The organism is Yoonia sp. 208BN28-4 (genome assembly GCF_037543925.1).
In the GTDB taxonomy this organism is placed as follows: Bacteria; Pseudomonadota; Alphaproteobacteria; order Rhodobacterales; family Rhodobacteraceae; genus Yoonia.
In genome coordinates this window covers 169,407-192,328 of sequence record NZ_JBBIFY010000004.1, presented here as the reverse complement: position 1 = coordinate 192,328, position 22,922 = coordinate 169,407, and the positions used below count along the sequence as shown (strand labels likewise).

The following is a 22,922-nucleotide window of genomic DNA, read 5'->3' as shown; positions in this document are numbered from 1 at the left end:
CTGCGGCCTATCCACACGAAATAGATTGATTGACAGCATATTGGGTGTAGTGTGGGCAAAAGCATGGCGGATGGGCAGACAATGACAAAGCAGGCACAACCCAAACCTACTAAGACAGAAGCACAGCTGAAAGAGCGCGTTCGTCGTCTTGAAGAAGCTCAGATTTCAGTTGCTGAACCTCCAAATGGCGGTCCTCGTATGTCTCAATTTTTTGAAGGTATACATGGCATGGGCGCACGCGCGCGTGCAAACGGTACCATAGCGCTTAGCGTTAGAAACCGCAAGCGCGCCTAGTTGGCCGTTCTGCACTGAGTTGTCATGTTCCCCAACGTAGACGTACCCAAAAAACAGGTTCTTTTCCTGTCAGAAGAATGTGCCCAAGTCTTTCAAGTGATTTTGGAAAACTTGGGTGTCAAGGCGGACATTGACCCAGATTTGGTTGATGAGCTTGCTGCGTTCTTTCTGCGTGACATCTACCGCATCGATCAACAACAGCGCGGGTCAGTTTCCTTGGCCAAATATGCAGGATACTGGGCGTTTTGGGTCCGAAAGCTGAAGCCGGTTTCGAACCCCAGCTATGCATCTGACGATCCCGAAGAGCACTACCTCACCAAACGTGAGCTCAAGTCGATCAATGAAATCGTCTCAGTCTATTTTGCAATTGAACTCGTGAAAGACTTCAGAACACGCGAAGAGAATGTAACGCGCGTTCGTGGTCAGCAAGAGGATGTCGTTCGTGTAGCCTGTGCTAAACTGAAGAATGGGCACTGTAAGGGTGCAGAGTGCTTTAAAGAGCACACTGAACGATACCTGATTTTCAATGACGGCTTCTTTTTACAGTATATTACCTACTCGATGCGCAACAGGACCTTTGGTCCACATCATTTCGCTCTATTGATCGAAAGCCTGATCTACGCTGCATGCCCAATCGTGGCTGGGCCCGAAAATGCATAGTGAAATTACAGAAGCTCTGTCAGCTTGGTATGTCGACAACGGCATCGACAGCTTTGCAGATCGGGCCTATCTTTTTGGTAGCCTCATCAATGAAGACGGAGACTCCTTTTGGCCAACAGGGGTTCGCACAAGCGACATTGATTTTCTGATCCGTATCAATCCTGAACGCGCAACAGCTGTGCCCCGAACTGAAGCATTGAAGGAAGTGAAAGACCTCTTACCCCCTATCGAAGCAAAAATTGAACAAATCCTTGAACGCGACCCTGAACACAAAGATTCTGTTCTCAGCGTCCTGCCTGTCACTTGGTACGAGCTCTACAATTGCATCCACAAAGGGTTCGATCCAAAGATTTTCACCCTCAATATCTTCTTTGACATCGTAAATATGGTTGATCGTAAAGGTGGATTGTCTGACTACATTGATAAGTCTTACCATTTTGACAATACAGAGACGTTTGCAGTGATGCGTCTCAGCCAAAGCCTGCGTAATGCCTATCTGAGGCGAGACGACGAAGGTTGCGAAGTTTTAAAGCCATTCAAGGGTGTCATGGCGATTCCAAAGGAACTGATGCGCGCGGCTGCTTTGCTTAAATATGTCGAAACAGAAGGCAAAAAACCCAAAACTCGCACTAGCCTTCGCGAAGGTGAAGATTATTTTACTAAGTTGGTCGAGAGGAAATCCGGTGACCATGATGATATCGCTCGACTTTATGAGAAAATCGTAAAACGCGGCTCGACCACTATTCCTCCCCATAACAAACCAGCGCTTGAACCAATCGACCTGATCCTCGCGAGCGAGCTGCTATTTGACGAGGCCAAGGAGCTATCGTTGCCGTCCGTGCGTGAAACAATTGACCGCATGCGCCGAATGTCCGAGGATAAACCTGTTTATTCATAGGTTTCCCAGCAAGGTTTGATATGGCGGATGACTTTTTTGACCTAAAATATTCCATCCTTCTCGAAGAATGGAAAGCGTGTGGGAGTAACATTGGTCGCCTTGATGGGATTGTATTCACGATCCGGGGTTGGGCAATCACGACGACAACGGCTGCAATCGCCTATGCCTACACCAAGGCAGACCCTGAGGTCTGCATGTTGGTTCTTATCCCACTGCTCTTGTTGTGGATCATTGACGCAATGTTCAAGACTTTCCAACGTGTTTTTATTGTGCGGTCCAAGGAAATCGAACAATACCTTGTGTCGGACCAATTCAAGGTAGATTTTGATGGGCGCAGTCCAAGTTTTGTCACACCGGTCTTGTCGAGCCGCTTTGGGCAAGGCTCAATTGGGGGAAGATTGGGAGAGCTATTTGCGCAAGCCTTCTTGCGAAATGTCGTCGCCACTTACGTCTCATTGATAATATTTTCACTTTGTTCGTACGTGGTTATAGCGACCCGTATCGGCTGATATGTGCCTGGCCGTCTAGCAACAATTGCTCAGAAGTTGTGGGGTACTTGATCGAAAAACCGCTGTATTGAAGGAGAGGTTCGAGTTGAGGGTGAAACGCAAATTCACCCTCGACGTCACAGGCCTTCAAAAAGTCACGACAAGCGGTTCAATGCCCGAGACGTCGATTTCCTTGGCTGCCACTGCCATGTCGTAATTCGTCTGCAAGTTCACCCAGTAGGCCGGGGTTGTATTGAACACGCGGGCGAGGCGCACCGCCGTGTCAGGTGTGATCCCGGTCGTCCCCTTGATCAACCGCTCGATCCGCGTCCGAGGCACGCCCAGACGCCGCGTCAACGCGATTGCCCCTAGTTCCAGAGGATCAAGGTAAAGTTCCTTCAGGACTTCACCGGGGTGCATTGGATCTTCAAACAAGCTCATTAGCGTATCCTCTCAATGAGAATCTACAATTTAGACAACGGCGGGGCCCTTCGGCGTTTAGGAAAAACCAATGATCATCGCTCAGAAGTCACCCTCAGCGCATTGTAGGCAAGTGATGTTGTTTCGTCGCCACATTTCGACCACTGAGTTGCGGTCATCGACGACAAATGAGATCGTTTTACCTTCGGACAAAAGTCCGTCTAAAATTTCCTGCTTGATTTCAACATCTGATCTGAAATCACCGTGAGGGCGCATCAAGAGCTTGCCGAAGGGGATCAAATTCCACGTGAGCCAGGTCTCTGTGACTGAGCGAAATTCTTCACCACGCCCTGAGACTAGGATCAATTCATAGCTCTTAGACTCCCAAAGAGCCCTATATAGGTCAACAATCGGCTCGTTTGGGAGATCGTCGCCCATTAGGGAGTTGAACGTCTTCCAGTCTGGTTTCTTTCCAACAACGAGGGGCCGTCTATGGTCAATTTTCGCTAAAGTCCCGTCGATGTCGAAAAGCGCTGTCAACATTGATATGCCTATCCGCTAGTCAAGCTTGCGACGTACTTGCTTAAGATGTCGGCGGCTTTGTTGATCGCTTTACGCATGCGAATTGCTTCAGTTTGATCGAAAACATAATTTGCCTTTCCGTCTTCAGCCAAAACAATCTGTGCATCCGTTTCTTCAATGCGAGTCCAGTGGGCGAGCCAGTTACGTTTCGATATTGTGTCTGGCAAACTTGAAAGCGTCGTATGATCATCTTTATGCAGATCACCCTCAGCTAGTTCTACAATTTTGCTTGCCCGCTTGTGCGAGTCCAAAATCATCGTCGAATGTAAGCTGGCTATGAATGCGTCGTTGTCTTTTTCGGCGGCTTTTTCCTTGTATTTCAGCTGCCCTTTGGCCTGCTTGAGGAGTGTTTTCCGAAATCCATCCGCAAAGGCATCCTTGTCACAACCTTCCTCGTTGAACTTATGCTCGATTATTTTGAAACACATGTCGTCGATCTGGGACAACGAACTGACCATTATTCCCCTCATAATCTTTGGGTGGAGTGTCTTGTGCAAAAGGTGCTCGATCAGCTCTCTGGCCTCGTCACGGACCTCGTTTCGTTGGGCGGTGTACACACCCTGCAGCCGCTTATCGTATACTTCTTGCTCCAAGCCAGCGCTGCCCGAGTAAAAAAGTATGTCTGAGTAAGGCACTTGCTCCCGAATTTTCGCGATCACGTCACCCCCGACTGGCTTATCGACCTTGTCGGTATCTTCCACTCGCCAATCAACCAGCATGAGGTCATACTGGGATGTGTTTACAAAATGTTGGTCCCATTGAGTATTTTCCGGATCAGATATCCGGGTCACGACAAGATGAAATCCAAGATCGTTAAGATACCGCTCTAGAGCGCGATGCGAAGCTCGGTACCATCTATCGTCATCCTCGACCCACAATACCGAAAACTTAATCAGCAAGTCTTTTTACCTCCAACGCTAGCCCAGACCATCCATCAATGGGTCCGTCACAAGCTGATATTTCTAAATCGATTGTTCTCAATGTGTTCGCAACATGAAACAGTCCGCGACCTGACCCTTCGGTTCGGGTCGTAAAGCCCTTTTGAAAAATGTGACTTGGATCAGGGATCGATGCGTCCAGTCCCGTTCCATTGTCGGCAATGCAAAACACACCACTCTTTGATTGAGGGGGCAGAAAGGCAATTTTCTTCGCACTGTGCCTTTTCGCATTGGATATGAGGTTATCGACTAGGATCATGACATCTAGAGGCGAAAACTGGGCCTCGAACTCACTGGCTTCACCCAGTGAGTTGACAACATTGATACGCCGGAGCTCGGAGGGGTTTTGCTTCAGATCTTCCAGATATTCAGACACGAACTTCGTTAGGTTTCCCTTCACAGACTTTAGAGCAATCTTGTATTTCCCACCTGTAGCGTAGTTTGAAAATTTCGAAATCTTTTCAATACTTTCCTCTATGGAGGCAAGGTATTCGAGTGCTTCATCGCGGTCAAAATCGTCTTCGTCCAGAAGTATGTGCTTGAGATTTTCAGCATCTGTCGCTGCTATTGAGCTGTAAAGTGCGGTCTGGTGGTGAAGGTTTAATACGTGATCATGGTCTTTGGTCGCATCCAGACGAAGAAACATATTTTCGTCGGCAGTTGTTCGAAGGCGAGCCTCAACCTTCTCACGTTCGGTTTTTTCTAGCTTAGCTTGCTTAACAGCAACGTCGCGAGCGGCTGCAGCGGTTGCTTCGCGGGCTCTTGCATCTTGCTCTTGTTTTTCAGCTTGTTCAGCGCGGCCCCGCTCTTCTTCAGCACGCCTTTCCGCTTCTTCGGCGCGCAGTCGTTGAGCATAAGCTTCAAGGCGCGCCTCCTTCTCGGCTTTGATAGCCTCCATGTTGCGCTGAGCGATTTTCCTAAAATTGCCTTTGTCAACGGAGCTTAGCTGTTCAAACGTTCTGTCAGTGGTGTTCTGAATGAACGACAAGACGTACTCATTGTAAGCATCGTCGGCTTCTTGCGCCAATTGTGCGATGATTTTTTCGTTTATCTTGAATGACTTGATTTTGAAACTTGAGGTCCTCAGGGTCTTGTCGATCGCTTCCTTGACGGCACTCTCATCGATTGTTCTGATCGCGAAGTTTGTTGGGTCCGCGCGCACATCCTTTTCTGGAATGTTTTTTCGGTCAGGATTCGAAAGATCCATAAGGGTATGCCAGTTTAGCCCTTCAACAATGAACCGTTCCAATTGTCGAATAATATGTGGGACGTAGCCGTAATCCGTTTCGCCGTTGCGAAGCTGGACTTTTTGCTCTGGGTCTGAAGCTGTGAGCTCACGATACGGTTCGTCTTGAACCAAACCCTCACGACTTGTGATCGGCTTAAAGAGGTCTTCAGAATCGACAACAGAGACCTGACCGATAACATCACGGGTACCCAGATTTCGGGACGTACCTTGAGCTTTTCGTTGGTCTAGCCCAAGCCAGTCATTCTTAGGATTTCCAAATGGTGAAATCCGAAATCCATTGAGATACATAAAAACGGAGCCGTAGTCGTTGGAAGGGTATCCCGTTCTTCTTTTGAAGAATAGCTTTGAGCTAAAGTTCATGTAGTGAATATCGACAATGATATTCTTCAGATTGCGGTAAGGGTTTTCAACCTCATAACTGTATACCTGCTCACCATGATAGCGAAGTTCTGTGGAGAGCGTCTTACCTGCGGCATCAATACTCGACAGAATGTTGTAAGTGCGCAGCGACAATTCTTCAAAGACCGAATTTGCGATAATTTCTTCTGGATCTTCGTTGATTTGGATGGATACTTCAAAAGTCGAGTCTGGATCAGAGATGAATTTCTCCAGCTCGGATTTCAACTTTTGGATCCTCTTTGGATCCCAATTAGAACGTAAGTTTGAAATCTTGAGGACTGTGCCCGTCTTGAAGCTCGCTTCACCAATTTCTTCTAAGAACGCTCGTTCAGGTAGTATCTGGTACTCTAGCTTGATTGTCGAAATTTCCGCGTCAATCTTCCCTGTTTCAAAAAGAGCCCATTCAATCGGCAGCTTGATAAAATCACCGTTTGAAGCCTTGGTATAAAGCGTCAATTTCTTGCCGAGGCGGTCGCAGGAGAAGCGTCCTACACCCTTGCTCCCAGCGAAAGGCTTGTTACGCTCAGAGTTTGCGACCTTCTTTTCTGAATAGGCGATGTTCAGCCACTTATTGCTTATATCAGCAATGCTCATGCCATCCCCAAAGTCCTTAAGGATCAACTCGGAGGGGGATGATTTCGTCCTATCCTTGAACCGAAGTTTTACGTTCGGAGAGGATGCATCTTTGGCATTTTTAATTAGCTCGATGATCGCGATGTTATCATCGAGAATAAGTCCTTGACCAAGAATGTCTTTGATACCCGCGTTCGCGCGAAAAGCGAGCTCTTTGCTTGCACTTGTCATCTAGCCAATGCTTTCATGCATTTCGAAAATTATTTGGCCTAATGCTTCTGCCATAAGCGGGGGAACAGCGTTGCCAACTTGAGTATATCGAGGGCATTCTAGTTTACGCCTGGCACCACCCGTTGTGTATTTACCCAAAAATTCAAACCAATCAGGAAACGATTGCAGACGAGCGCATTCACGCACAGTAAGAATGCGGGGTTCACTATAGTGAAGTAAGTCGTCCGGAAGCGTTGTAATTGTTTTCGACAGTTCGTCAGGGTGCAACGGGGTAAAGCACTGTTTGCGAATGTTGTATTTTTCACGAAATGCTTTTGGTAACGATTTGCCTTTCGGGCAAGTTTCGAGAATTTCTTGAAACCTTTGGATGGTCTGAGGGCGATGCTTTGCCAAACGGAGGCTGTTTGCTGAGGTTGTTTTCTCCACTCCAGCCTTCATCAGCGCTTGATACGTGGATCCTTTGGATCGGTTGTATACGATTTGCTGGAAGCCTTTGGTGTCGACGCTTGGTATGGTCCCTGACAATGCCACTTCTAGGTCCGAAATAGCTTCCTTAACGGTTATTTCATGCCCGTTGAGTTTCTTTCTATCCCTGAAATTGCTTGCATGGCTTTCGATGGTCTCGAAGGGATCATCAACAGTCTCTCCTTCTTGGAGCAGGTCAGCGCGAACCGCGATGAGAATAAATCGAGGTCTAGGCTGTGGGACGCCAAATACTGAAGCGTTTATGATCTTGGAGAAGGTCTTGTATCCCCCCCAATGATAGTCATGAAGTTGCTTCACGACTTGCTCTGAGTGCGTTGGGGCCGATGAGTTTTGAAAGCGCGCAGTGAAACCCTTTACGTTCTCGAACATCAAAAATTTGGGTCGAACGAGATCGACAATTTCTAAGTATTCATTCTTTAGCTGATTGCGCGGATCATCAACTTTCCTGCGACCTGCAAAAGAAAAGCCCTGACACGGAGGGCCGCCGCAAATCATGTCTATGGTGCCGCGCAGTCCGATTAGGTCAATGCGGTATCTGTCAATCAGATCTGACGTACTCATTGCTTCTTTAGGAAGCCATTCTGGCCAAGAAAAACTGATGCTCTTCTTCTTCTGAAAGTTGTGGATGAGTGTCTTGAAAGCGTCTTCATTTTTCTCGATTGCGAATACGCCCTTCCACCCGGAAAGGGATAAGCCCAGTGATAGGCCGCCGCAGCCAGCAAAGAGATCGATGAAACGCATTCGTTTAGTCCAATTGATATGAGAAGGTTATAGGTTAGAAACTGTACGCGCGCCAGGTACTTTGTTTTTTCTGATTGTGTTGTTGTTAGCGCGTGGATCGCGTGGATCATGCCGAGGTAACATGATCTGTTAAGAACAGTGGCTCAGCTAACCTTCGGTCATAGAATCCAGGCGACGCCGAGCGAGTTCAAGGGTGAGTATAGCTCCGAAAAAAAATGGCACAAACGCCATGGCGATGGTCGTGATGATAAGCTGAGTGGCACTAAGCAATGTAAACCCATCCAGAGGGTCAAAATACTGAAATCGCACGAGACCTGTTGCAGAAACGATAAATGTAACAACGGCGAGATCGTTTAGGATATTGAGAGGTTCGATAGCGCGCCGTGTCGCACGTTCAATCATTGCACGGCGCAGTTTTTGGATAGTTGGCTGCAGGTGTCTCATTTTTTTACTCCCTGACGAGTTCGATCCATGTGTGAACGTCATCGTCGGTCACTTCGCGCCCTTCGACGTGTGACTGGTACCAGCGGGCGACGATGGCCCCGCGTTTTTCACTTCTGATCTTGATGGCCTGTTGATTGAGGTGCTGGTCGAGCGAAGTCTCGATCCTCTTGAGTGCGTCGAAGTCATGGGCTGCGCGGACCGCTTTGGTTCCAAGCAATATCCAGGCGGCGTCCACATCGAACCGGTCAGCCATAGCGACCAAAGCTTCAACCGGTAGGCCACGTTGGCCCTTTTCATAGCTGTGATATGCGCGATGAGAGACCCCAATCGCCTCTGCCATGGCGGTTTGAGTCAGGCCGACTTCATTGCGCGCAATTGCAAGGCGCGCACCCATGGACGTGAAGACAGACTTAGAATCCTGCGCCATGCAAGGTTTCCTATTGACGAAACCGTCATATCGCGCGAAACTGCACAAAATGACGTAAAATTACATCTAAACCCATCTGACCACGTCAGAAGGTGCGGAACAAGCGATTCCATGCGTACGGCGAATTCAACTCATCTGGATAAGGACGAAGGAAATGGCAGAAATCGACAAAACAGACAGCTCGCAAATCCTAGGGCTTGGCAAGACGCCAGCACAATGGGTTGAGATCATAGCAGAGCGAGGGATTGAAATTTCCGAACGCACACTGCGCGAACGGGCAAATGATACAGGCGCGTTCTATCGGCTTGGGCGGACCATGCTGATCACACCTGCGCAGATCGATGCGATTTTTGAAGGAGGTCAGTCATGCCGCTCCAAATCTACAAGAGGGGTCGCTTCTACTGGGTTAAGGGCTGGGTCGAGTACAACGGCAGGCGCATCGCAGGCTCATACCGGCGAAGCACTAAGGCATCTACAGAAGCAGGCGCGCGGGACTGGGTAGCGCTTGAAACTGAAATGCAGATACGTCGACATGTTGTTGGTGATGAGATCAGTAAGACATTTTCAGATGCAATCATGCTCTACAACGCCTCCGAAGAAGACGCTGAGCGACTCATTCCAATTGTCAAAGAGATTGGGGCCATGCCCCTGACGGACATCACAGGCGCTTTGTTGAAGGGCTTTGGTCCAGATTGGAAACCGATGGCATCGACCGATACTTGGTGGAGGGAAATCGTTACTCCAGCAAGCGCTGTCATCAATAATGCACACCAGCTATTGGGAACGCCTCTGATCCGCGTAAAGCCCTATGACAAATTTGAACGCATTTCGCAGGACAAACTGCGCGACAAGCCGAGCCGCGTTGAGCGTACCCCTGCGGACAAGGAGTGGATCGAGGCCTTCTGCCGGGCCGCTGATCCATACAACGCTGCATTGGTCCGATTCATGTTTGAGACTGCGGCGCGGATCGATCAGGCTGTCTCGATTGAGCCTGACGATCTGCGCCCCGCCGAAAACAAGGTCAGGGTGAAGGCACAGAAGGGCCACCCGGAAAGCTGGATCACGGTTTCGCCGCAGATGATGGACGAGCTGCTCGACTTGCCACCCAAACGGCCCAAGAACCGCAAGACTGGCAAGTTCATGAAGCCGCGTGTTTTTGGCTATGGAAGCTCGACTGGCTACAACACGCGATGGAAGACCATCTGCAAGCAAGCGGGCATTCAGTACCTGACAGCGCACCCAGCAGGACGGCATGGGTTTTTCACTGAGTTGGTGGTCAGACAAGGCGTCGATCCAGTCACAGCGGCCAAGGCTGGGCGCTGGTCAGACCCTAATTTGCCTATGCGCATTTATGCCCATGCAGAGACGGATGAGGCTGATGTCAGGGCCCGTTTTCGTACAAACCATGTACAGGAAGACCCTGTACAAACACCCAAACAGCAGAAATCAAAGAAGGAATAACGCTATGAACGGTTCCCTCCTAAGGGGCAGGTTGCAGGTTCGAATCCTGCCGGGGTCGCCAGTTAAATGAAGGTCAGTAATAGTTCGGATAGTTAGCTACCTGCATCTATGACGGGCAATGCGATGCCCCCGATTTGGGCGAGCAGTTCCAGCACCTCGGGCGCGCCTTTGCCGCTACGTAGGCTGGTAAAGACGAATGGTTTGTCACCACGCATGCGGGAGGCGTCGCGGGCCATCACGTCGAGTGACGCGCCGACATGCGGGGCCAGATCAACTTTGTTGATCACCAGAACATCCGATTTGGTGATGGCCGGGCCGCCCTTACGAGGAATTTCTTCACCCGCGGCAACATCAATGACATAGACGGTTACATCGGCCAGTTCGGGGCTGAATGTCGCGGATAGATTGTCGCCACCGCTTTCGATCAGCACCACATCAAGATCATCGTGCCGGCCACGCATCTCGGCGATAGCGGCGAGGTTAATCGAGGCATCCTCGCGGATCGCGGTATGCGGGCATCCCCCTGTCTCAACCCCAATCACGCGGTCTTGGGGCAAGATTTGCATGCGCATCAACGCCTCTGCGTCCTCTTGCGTATAGATATCGTTCGTGATCACGCCGATGGAAAGTTGCGGGTGCAGTAGCTTGGCGAGCTCTGCCGTCAGCGTGGTTTTTCCGGCGCCGACAGGACCGCCGATACCGATCCGCAAGGGGCCATTGGGGGATGACATGGGAAGGCTCCTTTTCAGCTGCGAAAAACGCGGGAGTATTGGGTTTCGTGGCGCATGGACATGATATCTGCGACCCAAGTTGCACTGTGCAAATCATCAAGCGTGGCAGTCTGCATCTTACCCGCGATTTGCACGCAATACGGTTTGAGAGCGGCCAAGGCCTTTTGCCCGTCTATCTGCCCAAGAGGGACCAGCCGCATGGCAGCAGCGCAAATGTTGGCCGCAAACGCGTGCAGATACAGCGCGGTCACGTCCTGTGGATCGAGGTTTAACAGTTTTCCCACACGGCCCACCCCGACAGGGTAGCAGAGCGGCGGAAGGTCATGGCCCCATACGGCTGACACCGTTTCACAAAAAGCAGCGCCCTGCAGGTCCGTCTCGCGCAGCCGTTCAGCAGTTGCGGCAAAGGCGCGAGCTGTGGTGTCGAGCGACGCAATGTCCGCAGGATCGGCGGCATACGCAAGATTGAGGAGGACGGCGTCCGAGCGTCCGCTGCCAAGGCAGATCAAATCAGTCAACCAAGCTTCCAGCGTTGCGCGGGACGTTACCGCACCACCAGCAATCGCGGATTCAAGCCCGCTCGAATAGGCGAATGCTCCGACAGGAAAGCTCGGCGAAAGAAGCTGGGTCAGGGTCAGCAGGTCAGTGGTCATGGGCCGTTGCGACATGTTCATGGGCATGCGTGCGACCGTGACCGTAAGCCCCGCCTTCGGGGGTGAAGGGGGCGTTGACAGACCTGATCGTCGCTCCAAGATGGGCAAGCATGTGGCCTATCACCGGATCGTCTTGGATCAAAAGCCTCTCGGCTTCGATCTGGCAGGGTGTGTGGCGATTGCCGATGTGCCATGCCAGCCGCACAAGATCACCTGTGATAGACAGCAGTGGCTCTGGCGCGGCCTCCACAGCCACAAAAGCGCCCCTGTCCAGCTGAAATGCATCGCCGTGATTGACCGACGTTGTGCTTGTCAGATCGACGAGCAACGCTGCATCAGAAACCGTTTGCAAGACTTTGCGGCGTAAAAACCGATCATCATAGGTCAGCACGCAACGGTCGATTGCATCCGACCATGTGCCCGCTCTCGCAAGCGTATGAGAGGTGAAATCAACCATCAGAACAAGAAATAACGTTGTGCCATCGGCAGCTCTGACGCCGGTTCGCAGGTCAGCAGTTCGCCATTGGCGCGCACTTCGTAAGTTTCAGGGTCCACCTCCATCTTTGGCGTGGCTGTGTTCAGGATCAGGTCGGATTTCCCGATCTTGCGCGTGTTCTGGACAGCGATGGTTTGCTTCGCCAGCCCCAGCTTTTCACCGATCCCGTCCGCCTGCGCGGCAGCCGAAACGAAACAGACTGCTGAGTTCTCGACCGAGCGGCCAAAAGCGCCGAACATCGGGCGGGAGTAGACGGGTTGTGGCGTCGGGATCGAGGCATTCGGATCACCCATCTGCGCGCATACAATCGTGCCGGCCATCAACACCATTTCAGGCTTTACGCCAAAGAACGCGGGGTTCCACAGCACCAGATCGGCGCGCTTTCCCTCTGCGATACTGCCGATCTCGTGGCTGATCCCGTGCGCAATCGCGGGGTTGATCGTGTATTTCGCGATATAGCGGCGCACGCGGAAATTGTCGTTTTCGCCAGTTTCCTCCGGCAAGCGGCCGCGCTGCTTTTTCATCTTATCGGCGGTCTGCCATGTGCGGATCAACACCTCGCCTACGCGACCCATCGCCTGACTGTCGGAAGCAATGATCGAGAACGCGCCCATGTCGTGCAGGATGTCCTCGGCGGCAATGGTTTCGCGGCGGATACGGCTTTCGGCAAAGGCCACATCCTCGGGGATGGATTTGTCGAGGTGGTGGCACACCATAAGCATATCCAGATGCTCTTCCAACGTGTTAACGGTGTAGGGGCGCGTCGGGTTGGTGGATGACGGCAAGACATTTTCGTCGCCGCAGATCTTGATGATATCCGGCGCGTGGCCGCCCCCTGCCCCTTCGGTGTGAAACGCGTGGATCGTGCGGCCCTTCATGGCGGCAACTGTGGTTTCCACAAAGCCGCTCTCGTTCAGCGTATCGGTGTGGATCATCACCTGCACGTCCATGTCATCGGCCACCGACAGGCAGCAGTCGATGGCGGCAGGCGTGGTGCCCCAGTCTTCGTGCAGTTTCAGCGCACAGGCCCCACCGTTGATCATCTCGACCAGCGCGTCGGGCTGGCTCGCGTTGCCTTTGCCCGCAAAGGCGAGGTTCATCGGGAACGCATCCGCCGCCTGCAACATGCGCCCGATGTGCCACGGGCCGGGGGTGCATGTGGTGGCCAGTGTGCCATGCGCGGGGCCGGTGCCGCCGCCAAGCATCGTGGTCAGGCCCGAATGCAACGCATCCTCGATCTGTTGCGGGCAGATAAAGTGGATGTGGCTGTCAAAACCGCCTGCTGTCAGAATGCGCCCCTCGCCTGCAATCGCCTCTGTCCCCGGTCCGATGATGATATCAACGCCAGGCTGCGTATCCGGGTTGCCCGCCTTACCGATCTTGTGGATGCGCCCGTCTTTCAAGCCGACGTCCGCTTTGTAGATGCCGCTGTGGTCCACGATCAGCGCGTTGGTGATCACGGTATCAACGGCGCCTTGCGCACGAGTCGCCTGCGACTGGCCCATACCATCGCGGATCACTTTGCCACCGCCGAATTTCACCTCTTCGCCGTAGGTCATGCCGTTGCCGCCATTGGCGCGTTCGGCAGTCAGATCACGCTCCACCTCAATAATCAGATCGGTGTCGGCAAGCCGCAATTTATCGCCCACGGTGGGGCCAAACATGGCAGCATAATCGGCGCGGGAAATACTGGTGGCCATGGCTTAGCCCTTTTTCAGGCCGCGCTTGCCCAGACGGCGGGCGTTGGCGCGGGTTTTCTGGCGGATTGGTTTGATGGCGGCTGCAACTACGGCTTCGGGAGCGGCGCCGTTCATGGCGGCGCGAGTGCTGTCAGTCGCGGCACGGGTCAGCGCATAGACCTTTTCAGACAGCATACGACCGTCTTCCGCAGGGGTGACCGACCAGATACCAGCCATGCCCAGCATCCGCATGGTAATGACGCTTTGCGCCTCGACGACCAACATGGTTGCCTGCATCGTATTGGCCCATACGGCCATCGGGTTGAACGGATGCATCACAGCTCTCCCATGATCTGTTGATTAAAGCCGACGACGCGCCGCGCGCCGGACAAGGTAATCAGGTTCACCTCGCGACGCTGACCGGGTTCGAACCGCACAGCGGTTCCGGGCGCGATATCGAGCCGGTGGCCGCGTGCGGCATCCCGATCGAAATCCAGCGCGGCGTTCGCCTCGGCAAAGTGATAATGGCTGCCCACCTGCACCGGCCTGTCGCCTGTGTTTGCGACCATCAGTGTGATCGCCTCACGGTCAGGGTTCAGGGTAAGATCGCCATCGGCAGGGAAAAGTTCTCCGGGTATCATAGCGCTCTCCTAGCGGATGGGGTTGTGTACGGTGACAAGCTTTGTGCCATCTGGGAAAGTGGCCTCAACCTGCACATCGTGGATCATCTCTGGCACGCCTTGCATGCACTGGTCATAGGTGACGACATGTGCGCCCGCTTCCATCATATCGGCAACGGACCGGCCATCGCGTGCGCCTTCGACCACGGCGTCTGTGATCAGGGCAATCGCCTCGGGATAGTTAAGTTTCACACCACGAGACAGCCGCTTGCGCGCCACCTCGGCTGCCATTGCCACCAGCAATTTGTCTTTCTCACGAGGTGTCAGTTGCACGGGTCAAAGTCTCCAGTTTTTGGGCGGGCGGTTTGCGGTCAGCATATCCAAAAGCGGCATCAGGGCTTGTCGCAAAACAAAGCTGTCCGCGCACAAAATACGCCCGACGACCACAGTTTCGCGCAGTTGCGTCGCGTATCCATGTGGCGACAGGATTTGCCGGATCGGAGCGAGGTCAGCTGCGGCATCAGGCCTGACGACCACAATATTGGCCATCGCGCGGGCACCCGCAGCAACCGCTGGGCGAGGCAGCTTTTGCGCCAGACTTCCATCCAGCTTAACGCGATCCATGTATATCGGTTTGCCGCCGGACCGGATGGTAACTGCATCGCGTAGCATGCCGGTTTGCAAAGTTTCTCCAGACGCCTCGCGGCCAAAAACCACGGGCTCGATCATCACAAATTGTCCATGAGGATGCACATCGGCGGCCAGAACACGGTTCAGATTGCAGGCGTCAAAAAGGATGGTCTCCTGCGGCACCCAGAATAGGGACGCATCACGGTCCACCTGTATTTGTGCACTGATCGATCCCGTCTGACCGGCTTGCGCGCGGTAAATCCGCTCTGCCGCTTGTGTGGTGATCAGCGCCTGTGTGCCGGTTGTCGCGTGGGCGTCGATTGCGAAGCTGTCGCCGCCGGTGACACCACCGGCTGTATTAACGAGGACCGCGTCAAGACGATCAGATGGCCCGCGTGGAAACACTGCCTTAAGTGATCCGTCCTGATGAAGCCGGTCGATAACGGACGCCCGCAATCCACGCCGTTTGACGGTCAGGGACACGCGCCCCCTCGCCCGCTGCACGCCGGCATCTTCTATCGGGCCTGCCAGACACGTCATGCGGTTTCTCTCATCCTTGAACTAAGCAAGTTTCCACCCCAAAAAGCTGATCGGCAAGGCGTGCCAGACGGAACGCTAGAAATGCCATAGGGGCGAACGCCCTACGCCCACAAAAGGGGCGTCCTGCTTGCGAATTGAGCAGAAATGAAAGTGAAAACTTGCGATTTGCGGAGTCATATTATGGACTGCGAGGCGGGCGCATTCAATTTACCGGACACGCTCAATAGGAAACCAAGACCTTTAAAGGCGCGATTTCAGCGGACCATTTAAATGATTATTTATCGGTTGCTTAGCAGAAAATTTTTCAGAAAATCAATCTAAACGCGCAACCAAATTCTGACATTCCGGTTAATCAATCAACCCAAAAGGAGATTGAATATGCCGACAGCACCCGTTGCAAATGACGACATTCTCACCTTTCAGGAAGGTGGCACCATCAATATCCAGATCAGTGACCTGATCGCAAATGATGACTATGCGGGCGACCGCAATTTGCTGACCGTTTCAGCCGTCCGCGGCGATACCGGCCCGGGTGTGACGGGTCTTCAAGACCGTACCATCGAATACCAGTTGGGCACCAATTATTTCGGCACGACCGAGTTGATCTACACAGTCACCGATGGCGTGCTTGAGGACGAAGGCGTTGTGCGCATTATCGTCGAAGATGTAAACGACGCGCCGGTTGCGTCGCCCGACGGGTTCAAGGTGCAGGCAGGCACCACACTGACCGTTGAGGCCGATCGCGGTCTATTGCGCAACGACAGTGATCTGGATGGCAATCCCCTGACAGCCGTACTGGATCAGAACGTATCAAACGGCACACTCAATCTGAATGCGGACGGGTCGTTCAGCTATACACCCAATGCCGGGTTTTCGGCCGGAACTGACAGCTTCACCTATTTTGCCAACGATGGCACCACCAACTCAATGCAGCCGGTGACGGTCAGCATTGATGTGCCCGCCGATACCACCAATAGCGCGCCCGTGGCCGTGGACGATTTCTTCACAGGCACCGAAGACGAGCGGCTGACGATCTTGACCGAAAACGTGCTTGGAAACGACCGCGATACTGACAGCGGCCCGAACCCGATCCAGCTTGCCGGTGTGCTTGGCGCACAAAACGGGATGGTTTCGCTTGAAGATGCCAACATCTTTTTCATTCCTGATCCCGATTTCAACGGCATCGCAAGTTTTGTCTATGTCCTGTCAGACGAAGGCCTGACAGATCGCGGACTTGTAGAAATCAACTTTGGCGCCGTAAATGATGCCCCTGTCGCCAATGATGAACCAGAACCATTCCTTGATCGCTACATGGCGTTCACAGGCGACACGCTGACCGTCGTCGCGTCCGAAGGCGTGCTGTTCAACGATGTCGACGTCGATGGCGATACGCTGAGCGCAACTTTGGATAGCGGGCCAGCCAACGGCGCGTTATCGCTGTCGGCTGATGGATCGTTTACCTACACGCCGGATGCGACGTTCTCGGGAGAGGACGAGTTTTTCTACACTGCCTCTGACGGCACAGCGACAAGCGCATCCACCCGCGTTGTCATCAACGTTAACAACCAAGGTGAAGATGGCGGAAACGGAACCGGACTGCCCGGTGGCTTTGATACCGGCACATGGTCAAGCGGTGCACCAACGGCGGGTGCTGACAACTACTTCGGCACCGATGGCAATGACACCGCGGATGGTCAGGGTGGCGATGACAACCTGTTCGGGCGCGGCGGTAATGATCAGCTTTTTGGTGGTGCCGGTGACGATGACATTCAGGACAACGCCGGTGACGACATGGTCTTTGGCGGCGCAGGTGATGATTATATCCGCGTCGGCGGTGGCGCTGACAGCTACGATGGTGGCGACGGCTTTGACTACATCTCGTACTACGATTCCAGCAACGGTGTGTCGCTGGACCTGTCGACAGACTCTGCCAGCGGATCGTGGGCTATCAATGACACAATTGCGAATTTCGAAGGTGCGGCCGGATCCGAAACCGGTGACGACACGATCTTTGGTAGCAGCGTGTCGAATGATATTCGTGGCTACGGTGGTGATGACCGCATCACGGGCCGTGGCGGTGATGACTTCCTGTTCGATGGTGCTGGCAACGATAACGTCGATGCGGGTAGCGGTGATGACTACGTCCGCGTGGGCGGCGGCGAAGACAGCTATAATGGCGGCACCGGTGTGGATTACATCAGCTACTATGATGCAACGAACGGCGTGACGATCGACCTTGAAACGCAATCGGTAAGCCGCTCATGGGCTGTCAACGATACCATCAACGGTTTTGAGGGTGGCGCGGGGTCGAATACCGGCGATGATCTGTTGCTGGGTGATGCCTCTGCCAACGAATTCCGTGGCCACGGTGGCGATGACCGGTTTAACGGGCGTGGCGGTGATGATGTGATCTACGGTGGCGCAGGTAACGACAGCCTCTTTGGTGCATCTGGTGCGGACCGTCTGTTTGGCGGTGCTGGCGACGATTTCCTTGATGGTGGTGCCGGCGATGCGCTGGACCTTCTCAAGGGCGGATCAGGTGCGGATGAATTCCATTTCGACAAAGGCGAAGGCACAGACATCGTCGTGGATTTCGAGAACAACGTCGATACGCTGGCGTTTGATAACTTTGGCTTTGCCACTGTGTCCGATGCTTTGGCCGCCGCCAGTGATACGGCGGACGGTGTGGAATTCGACTTTGGCGCAGACGGAATGATCACGATAAACGACATGACAATTGCGACCATCGAAAACGACATCATCCTCGTCTGATGTGACGTGTTGCTTGAACGGGCGCCGGGCGAAAGCCTTGGCGCCCGTTGGCGTGCCGGATCACGAAAGTCTAGGACGTTTTGATCCAGCGCAATGACATGCAGGTCATCGCCATGGGAAATAGCTGCCAAAGGAGACACCTATGGCTGCCACATCACAAAGCGATCTGCTTGCGATCACCGTCAAGGAATACGGAAAGCTGCGTCAGGTCATTGATGCGCTGGATACTAAAACCGCCATGCGTAAGCGGGCCGATGATACGACGATCAAGGACGTGATCGCCCATCGCGCGCATTGGATCGGTCTTTTCCTGGGATGGTATGCAGACGGTCTAGCCGGCAAGACGGTCCACTTTCCAGCCGAGGGTTACAAGTGGAACGATCTGAAACGCTACAACGCGGAATTACGGGCGCGTCAGACTGAACTTGACTGGAAAGCTGCAAAGGCATTGCTGGCCAAGGCTTATGCAGACCTGATTGCGTTCATCGAAAGCCACGACACGCCTGCGCTTTATGGTGGCCCGATGAAAGGCGCGCGGAATACATGGACACCGGGCCGCTGGGCAGAGGCGGCTGGGCCGAGCCATTTCCGCTCGGCCACCAAATACGTTCGAGCCTGCCTAAAGGACGACCGCGCGGCCTGATCGCGCTGCTTTTTCAGTCTGTCGCCGCGCACCACTGCAACGAGCGTTCCAATCCTACTGAATTCACGGATCAAAGGCCGCTGTTCTCCCTTGGCGACGTCCAGGGCGCCGCAAAGCAGGTGACCTCCAACCAGCGTGGAAAGTAGCGCTTTGGAACCTCGCTAAAACGCAGGATGATCCGATACGAGACGCATACCCAAGTGCGCAGGCGGCGTGCCGACAGCGCAACCGCCGCGCGCCGGGTCGCGCATCAGATAGGACATTGCAGCCACATGCTCGCCGCCCACGAAATAAGCCGGGCACCGAACCGGATCCGTTTCGCCGGACGCACCGGCATAACAATCCTGCGTCCATTCCCAGACACTGCCATCAAGATCTTCAATCCCTTCGGCGGTGGTGGAGAAACTACCCACTGGCCGCAGCGCGCGTGCCGCGTTGCCTTCCAGCAGATAAGCCGATGCCCATGTCAAAGACGGATCGGTGAAGATCGGATTTGGCGTTTCAGGCAAGACGGGTGCAGCCATGAACTGCCATTCGACGGCTGTCGGCAGGCGATAGAAACCGCCGGTCCGCGCGTTGATCCACGACAGGTATTCTTGCGCGTCAAGATAATTTAGCCCTGTTGCCGGAGTTGCCGCATCATCCTGATCGGGACGCACTCGCAGCACTACCGTGCATCCACCACCCCTATGACAATCATTCCATTGCGCAACCGTAACCTCGTGGCGCTGCACATAAAGCGCGGTGCCGCCGGGCAGGATCACCGGCTTGTCCGCCATCACCGGTCGATCAGCAAGATGCGGTATACTCGACACTGGGATCGTGGCGCGCTGCAACAGCGCGCCGCCACCGATGATAGCCGCCAAAGCACCGGCCAACGCAGCAAGGCCTTTCAGCCGGCGCCTCGTCCCGATCGGCTTGGCAACCATCATCTGTTCTGTCCCTGTCGCCTGCCTAAGTCTCGAATGACTGCGGCGCGACGACCTGTTCCATCAGGGCGTTGTCCCACTGACCATCGACAACAAAATGCGCAGTGGCGCCCAGCATGACCCCTTCGATCAGGTTGTGGTTCACATAGGCGTAGACCCCTGGCTGTTCGAAGGTGTACATCGCCGCAGCCGCGCTGCCGCCGCGCACGAACCATGTTTCCATGTCCTGCAACGGTGGTTCGGTGAAGGACGACTCCCAGACATAGTTGCCGTGACCGCCAATCAGGTGCGGACGGCTGTCGCGGTTGGCCTGGTTGTGGATCATCAAGACCGTCTCACCGACGCTTGCGGTCAGTGCGGCATCACCTGTCAGCGCTCCGACAGCGCCATTAAAGACCGAATGGGTCGGGATCAGTGTGCGCATTGCATCAAGACTATCGGCGTAATCATCACCGGCGGCTTCATAACTTTTGTAGTCGCCGTTTTCGTCCATCGGCAGATAGTAGTCCTGCTCACCGATATAGGCGATACGGTCATACCGCAGGGGATTGCCGTCAGCATCTTTCAGACCGTCCCGCGGCAGCACCATCACGGCGCCATTCATCCCGTGCGTGACGTGATAGGGGATCATCGCACCACCGGGAGCGCAGTGATAGGTAAAGCAACCCGGCTTGGTCGCCTTCCAGCGCAGCACCGTTTCTTCACCGGGATAGACGTGGGTCAGACCGCCGCCGCCCAGCGCACCTGTTGACGCGTGAAAGTCGATGTTGTGCTCCATCATACTGTCCACAGGATTGCGTAGCGTGAGTTCGATCATATCGCCTTCATGGCAGATCACCAGCGGCCCCGGTACAGAGCCATTGTACGTCAGTGCCCAGACAGATGCGCCGGTGTCTTCGTCGACAACCATCAGACGTTCTTCGGTCTCCATTGTGATCTCGATGATCTTGGGACCGCCGGTTGCAACCTGTTCATGTTGAGGCGCAAAGGGCGGCGCGACCAATTCCTGCGTCACGCGTGTAAAGCCGGACAGATCGGCAGGCTTTGCATCTGTTGCCGCCTCCTGTTCACCGGCTGTGCGATACAAATGCGCAGACGTCTGATCAATCATGCACACCGATGGCGATTTCGGACGGGCGGCGACGGCAGCACCTGTCATCGCAGCCGCACCGGCAAGCACGCTGCCGCAAAGCACATTGCGACGGTTGGTTGGCATCAGGCCGGGGTTGATAAACTTGGTCATAGTATCCTCCATTGAAGATGTGGGGACGCGGGGCGTTCGCACCGCGCCGGAGATTGGGCTACTGCAGGTTGGAAAGCTGTTGCTCAAAGCGCGCCTTGGCATTGCGCGGCACACGTCCTTCCAGAAAACCGTCAGGTGGGGCAACTTCTCCCACAGCGATGATCATCACCATCCCCATCGAGAAATGCGGCTTGCAGATCACGCCGTAGACACCTTCGGTTTCCAGCGTGACTTCGATCTCTTCGTTGATACGTCCGGTGAACTGTTCAGCGCCGTCAGGGAACATCCCGTCATTCAGCTCTGCATTATGGCCACGGTCGGTCACGATGAATTTCACGATATCGCCGGGCTGCGCCTGAACGAAGGCAGGTTCAAACACCATCCGTTCTCCGTCAGAGCCTTGGTTAAGCATCTGCACCTCAAAGGTTTCGGCGGCTGGCGCCCCTGCTAGAATAACTGTCAAAGCCGCGGATGTTAGCAGTGTGCGGATCATGGTCTGTTCCTTTCTGATCGCAATTTCTTGCCCGGACTCTAGCAATGGACACACCACGCCACTTTGTTCCCGCACAAAGAACCGCGCGAATTCCGGGCTTTCACCCTGTTCTAATTTCAGTGACAACGCGCTGGGGTTCATGGCATCAAAGCCCATGAACAAATCGGTCCACTCCAAAGTCTTTCCGCGACTAGACGAAAGCCTACTGACCCACCTGCCCCCGTTTTCCCGCCTTGATCGCACTCAGATCCGCAGCATTCTGGATCAGGCCACGTCACGCAGATACGCACCCGATACAGTCATTTTCTCAGAAGACGCACAGGCCGAGCGGTTTTATATGTTGCTGGATGGTGTGGTGCGGGTCGTGCGAGTCACCGAAACTGGAGAACAGGTCACCGCGCTTCATATCCCACCGGGTCAGTTGTTGGGTATCGCCAAAGCCCTTGGCCGTGACACCTACCCCGCGTCTGCCATAGCCGCGACCGAGGCCATCGCGCTCAGCTGGCCAACGACGCTGTGGGACAGGTTCATCGCCGACTATGATGGGTTTGCCAGTGAAACCTACAAAACCGTCGGCACGCGTGTGTCTGAAATGAATAACCGTATTGTGGAAATGGCCACGCAGCGCGTGGAGCAGCGGGTTGCCAATGCATTACTGCGTCTGGTCCATCAGGCAGGGCGCAAGACCGATCTGGGAATTGAGATCAATTTCCCCATCACGCGGCAAGACCTATCAGAACTGACCGCAACGACCCTGCACACCGTCAGCCGCCTGCTAAGCGGTTGGGAGAAAGAGGGCATCGTTCTGAGTAAGCGCAAGCATATCACAGTCACCAACCCGCATGCGCTGATGCTGAAATCGCAGGCCTAGTGTTGATCGTCGGTGACTGCCTTGCGCAGGTCCGCCAACAGATCAGATCGGTTCAATCCATATGCAGCACAGGCATCATCCAGCGTATGAAAGCCGCCGACCAGGCACCCGACACACTGCATCCTGTGCCGCACAAACACGGTGATCGTCTCTGGCCAGATCACCATCATATCGACCAGCAGCAAATCAGGATCAGTCAATTTCGCGGGTGTCACGGCGGCCTCCCTTTTCTGCACGATATCGCGCCACGAGACCAAGACATTGTGCCACGTCAAACTTTTCGCACAACGCGCTCAACGAAAGGCAACTTGACGAAAACGACGCCCGTTCT

At 54.0% G+C, this 22,922-nt stretch carries 26 protein-coding genes; 7 read left to right on the top strand and 19 right to left on the bottom strand.

Annotated features, from left to right (window positions below; genetic code table 11):
* The first annotated feature begins 318 nt into the window (after nt 1–318).
* Genes V8J84_RS14590 through V8J84_RS14580 form a run of 3 tightly spaced genes read left to right on the top strand, consistent with a single transcriptional unit; the run spans nt 319 to nt 2,361 of the window.
* Nucleotides 319–954, top strand: a complete 636-nt coding sequence (locus V8J84_RS14590; protein ID WP_339932462.1) for a hypothetical protein — start codon at nt 319–321, stop codon at nt 952–954.
* A complete protein-coding gene (locus V8J84_RS14585; protein ID WP_339932460.1) occupies nt 947–1,852 on the top strand; it encodes a hypothetical protein in 906 nt (301 codons plus the stop codon). The genes V8J84_RS14590 and V8J84_RS14585 overlap by 8 nt, the downstream gene beginning before the upstream one ends.
* Nucleotides 1,853–1,872: 20 nt before the next feature.
* On the top strand, nt 1,873–2,361 hold the full coding sequence (locus tag V8J84_RS14580; protein WP_339932458.1) for a hypothetical protein: 489 nt from the start codon (nt 1,873–1,875) through the stop codon (nt 2,359–2,361).
* A 126-nt stretch (nt 2,362–2,487) separates the two neighbouring features.
* On the opposite strand, the gene V8J84_RS14575 is transcribed toward V8J84_RS14580, so the two are convergent.
* From V8J84_RS14575 to V8J84_RS14545, 7 genes are all read right to left on the bottom strand, one after another.
* Nucleotides 2,488–2,781, bottom strand: coding sequence for a HigA family addiction module antitoxin (locus tag V8J84_RS14575; protein WP_339932456.1), 294 nt, complete (start codon nt 2,779–2,781; stop codon nt 2,488–2,490).
* Between the two features lie 81 nt (nt 2,782–2,862).
* Nucleotides 2,863–3,303 (bottom strand): phosphatase domain-containing protein, encoded by a 441-nt coding sequence (locus V8J84_RS14570; RefSeq protein WP_339932454.1) that lies wholly within the window; start codon nt 3,301–3,303, stop codon nt 2,863–2,865.
* A gap of 8 nt (nt 3,304–3,311) precedes the next feature.
* Nucleotides 3,312–4,061 (bottom strand): hypothetical protein, encoded by a 750-nt coding sequence (locus V8J84_RS14565; RefSeq protein ID WP_339932452.1) that lies wholly within the window; start codon nt 4,059–4,061, stop codon nt 3,312–3,314.
* 169 nt (nt 4,062–4,230) lie between these two features.
* A complete protein-coding gene (locus tag V8J84_RS14560; protein WP_339932450.1) occupies nt 4,231–6,732 on the bottom strand; it encodes a sensor histidine kinase in 2,502 nt (833 codons plus the stop codon).
* On the bottom strand, nt 6,733–7,959 hold the full coding sequence (locus tag V8J84_RS14555; protein WP_339932447.1) for a DNA cytosine methyltransferase: 1,227 nt from the start codon (nt 7,957–7,959) through the stop codon (nt 6,733–6,735). It abuts the gene before it with no gap.
* Nucleotides 7,960–8,106: 147 nt separating this feature from the next.
* Nucleotides 8,107–8,403: a hypothetical protein gene (locus tag V8J84_RS14550; RefSeq protein WP_339932445.1), complete on the bottom strand. Its 297-nt coding sequence runs from the start codon at nt 8,401–8,403 to the stop codon at nt 8,107–8,109.
* Nucleotides 8,404–8,407: 4 nt separating this feature from the next.
* The gene (locus tag V8J84_RS14545; RefSeq protein ID WP_339932443.1) at nt 8,408–8,830 is read right to left on the bottom strand and encodes a helix-turn-helix domain-containing protein; all 423 of its coding nucleotides are present in this window, start codon (nt 8,828–8,830) and stop codon (nt 8,408–8,410) included.
* A 366-nt stretch (nt 8,831–9,196) separates the two neighbouring features.
* Between V8J84_RS14545 and V8J84_RS14540 the strand changes: the two genes are divergently transcribed.
* Nucleotides 9,197–10,291 (top strand): tyrosine-type recombinase/integrase, encoded by a 1,095-nt coding sequence (locus tag V8J84_RS14540; RefSeq protein ID WP_339932441.1) that lies wholly within the window; start codon nt 9,197–9,199, stop codon nt 10,289–10,291.
* A 92-nt stretch (nt 10,292–10,383) separates the two neighbouring features.
* Here V8J84_RS14540 and ureG read toward each other — a convergent pair whose 3' ends face one another.
* From ureG to V8J84_RS14500, 8 genes are read right to left on the bottom strand one after another with little or no spacing between them, the layout of a single operon-like run.
* On the bottom strand, nt 10,384–11,022 hold the full coding sequence (ureG, locus tag V8J84_RS14535; protein ID WP_339932439.1) for an urease accessory protein UreG: 639 nt from the start codon (nt 11,020–11,022) through the stop codon (nt 10,384–10,386).
* Between the two features lie 14 nt (nt 11,023–11,036).
* A complete protein-coding gene (locus tag V8J84_RS14530) occupies nt 11,037–11,675 on the bottom strand; it encodes an urease accessory protein UreF (RefSeq protein WP_339932437.1) in 639 nt (212 codons plus the stop codon).
* Complete coding sequence (locus V8J84_RS14525; protein ID WP_339932435.1) at nt 11,665–12,132, bottom strand: urease accessory protein UreE; 468 nt, start codon at nt 12,130–12,132, stop codon at nt 11,665–11,667. The genes V8J84_RS14530 and V8J84_RS14525 overlap by 11 nt, the downstream gene beginning before the upstream one ends.
* Entirely contained in the window at nt 12,132–13,871 is a 1,740-nt protein-coding gene (gene ureC / locus V8J84_RS14520; protein WP_339932433.1) for an urease subunit alpha, read from the bottom strand. The genes V8J84_RS14525 and ureC overlap by 1 nt, the downstream gene beginning before the upstream one ends.
* Before the next feature lie 3 nt (nt 13,872–13,874).
* Nucleotides 13,875–14,186, bottom strand: coding sequence for an antifreeze protein (locus tag V8J84_RS14515; protein ID WP_339932431.1), 312 nt, complete (start codon nt 14,184–14,186; stop codon nt 13,875–13,877).
* Complete coding sequence (locus V8J84_RS14510) at nt 14,186–14,491, bottom strand: urease subunit beta (RefSeq protein WP_339932429.1); 306 nt, start codon at nt 14,489–14,491, stop codon at nt 14,186–14,188. The genes V8J84_RS14515 and V8J84_RS14510 overlap by 1 nt, the downstream gene beginning before the upstream one ends.
* A 9-nt stretch (nt 14,492–14,500) precedes the next feature.
* On the bottom strand, nt 14,501–14,803 hold the full coding sequence (locus tag V8J84_RS14505; protein ID WP_339932427.1) for an urease subunit gamma: 303 nt from the start codon (nt 14,801–14,803) through the stop codon (nt 14,501–14,503).
* A 3-nt stretch (nt 14,804–14,806) separates the two neighbouring features.
* On the bottom strand, nt 14,807–15,640 hold the full coding sequence (locus tag V8J84_RS14500) for an urease accessory protein UreD (RefSeq protein ID WP_339932425.1): 834 nt from the start codon (nt 15,638–15,640) through the stop codon (nt 14,807–14,809).
* A gap of 378 nt (nt 15,641–16,018) precedes the next feature.
* Here V8J84_RS14500 and V8J84_RS14495 point away from each other — a divergent pair, with 378 nt between their 5' ends.
* Nucleotides 16,019–18,412: an Ig-like domain-containing protein gene (locus tag V8J84_RS14495; RefSeq protein ID WP_339932423.1), complete on the top strand. Its 2,394-nt coding sequence runs from the start codon at nt 16,019–16,021 to the stop codon at nt 18,410–18,412.
* A 142-nt stretch (nt 18,413–18,554) separates the two neighbouring features.
* Nucleotides 18,555–19,055: a ClbS/DfsB family four-helix bundle protein gene (locus V8J84_RS14490; protein WP_339932421.1), complete on the top strand. Its 501-nt coding sequence runs from the start codon at nt 18,555–18,557 to the stop codon at nt 19,053–19,055.
* Between the two features lie 161 nt (nt 19,056–19,216).
* Here V8J84_RS14490 and V8J84_RS14485 read toward each other — a convergent pair whose 3' ends face one another.
* Genes V8J84_RS14485 through V8J84_RS14475 form a run of 3 tightly spaced genes read right to left on the bottom strand, consistent with a single transcriptional unit; the run spans nt 19,217 to nt 21,720 of the window.
* Entirely contained in the window at nt 19,217–19,987 is a 771-nt protein-coding gene (locus V8J84_RS14485; RefSeq protein WP_339932419.1) for a formylglycine-generating enzyme family protein, read from the bottom strand.
* 22 nt (nt 19,988–20,009) lie between these two features.
* Nucleotides 20,010–21,227: a copper-containing nitrite reductase gene (gene nirK, locus V8J84_RS14480; protein WP_339932416.1), complete on the bottom strand. Its 1,218-nt coding sequence runs from the start codon at nt 21,225–21,227 to the stop codon at nt 20,010–20,012.
* 58 nt (nt 21,228–21,285) lie between these two features.
* The gene (locus V8J84_RS14475; protein ID WP_339932414.1) at nt 21,286–21,720 is read right to left on the bottom strand and encodes a pseudoazurin; all 435 of its coding nucleotides are present in this window, start codon (nt 21,718–21,720) and stop codon (nt 21,286–21,288) included.
* Nucleotides 21,721–21,874: 154 nt separating this feature from the next.
* Here V8J84_RS14475 and V8J84_RS14470 point away from each other — a divergent pair, with 154 nt between their 5' ends.
* Nucleotides 21,875–22,591, top strand: coding sequence for a Crp/Fnr family transcriptional regulator (locus V8J84_RS14470; RefSeq protein ID WP_339932412.1), 717 nt, complete (start codon nt 21,875–21,877; stop codon nt 22,589–22,591).
* On the opposite strand, the gene V8J84_RS14465 is transcribed toward V8J84_RS14470, so the two are convergent.
* On the bottom strand, nt 22,588–22,806 hold the full coding sequence (locus V8J84_RS14465; protein ID WP_339932410.1) for a DUF1858 domain-containing protein: 219 nt from the start codon (nt 22,804–22,806) through the stop codon (nt 22,588–22,590). The genes V8J84_RS14470 and V8J84_RS14465 overlap by 4 nt on opposite strands.
* Nucleotides 22,807–22,922: the final 116 nt, after the last annotated feature.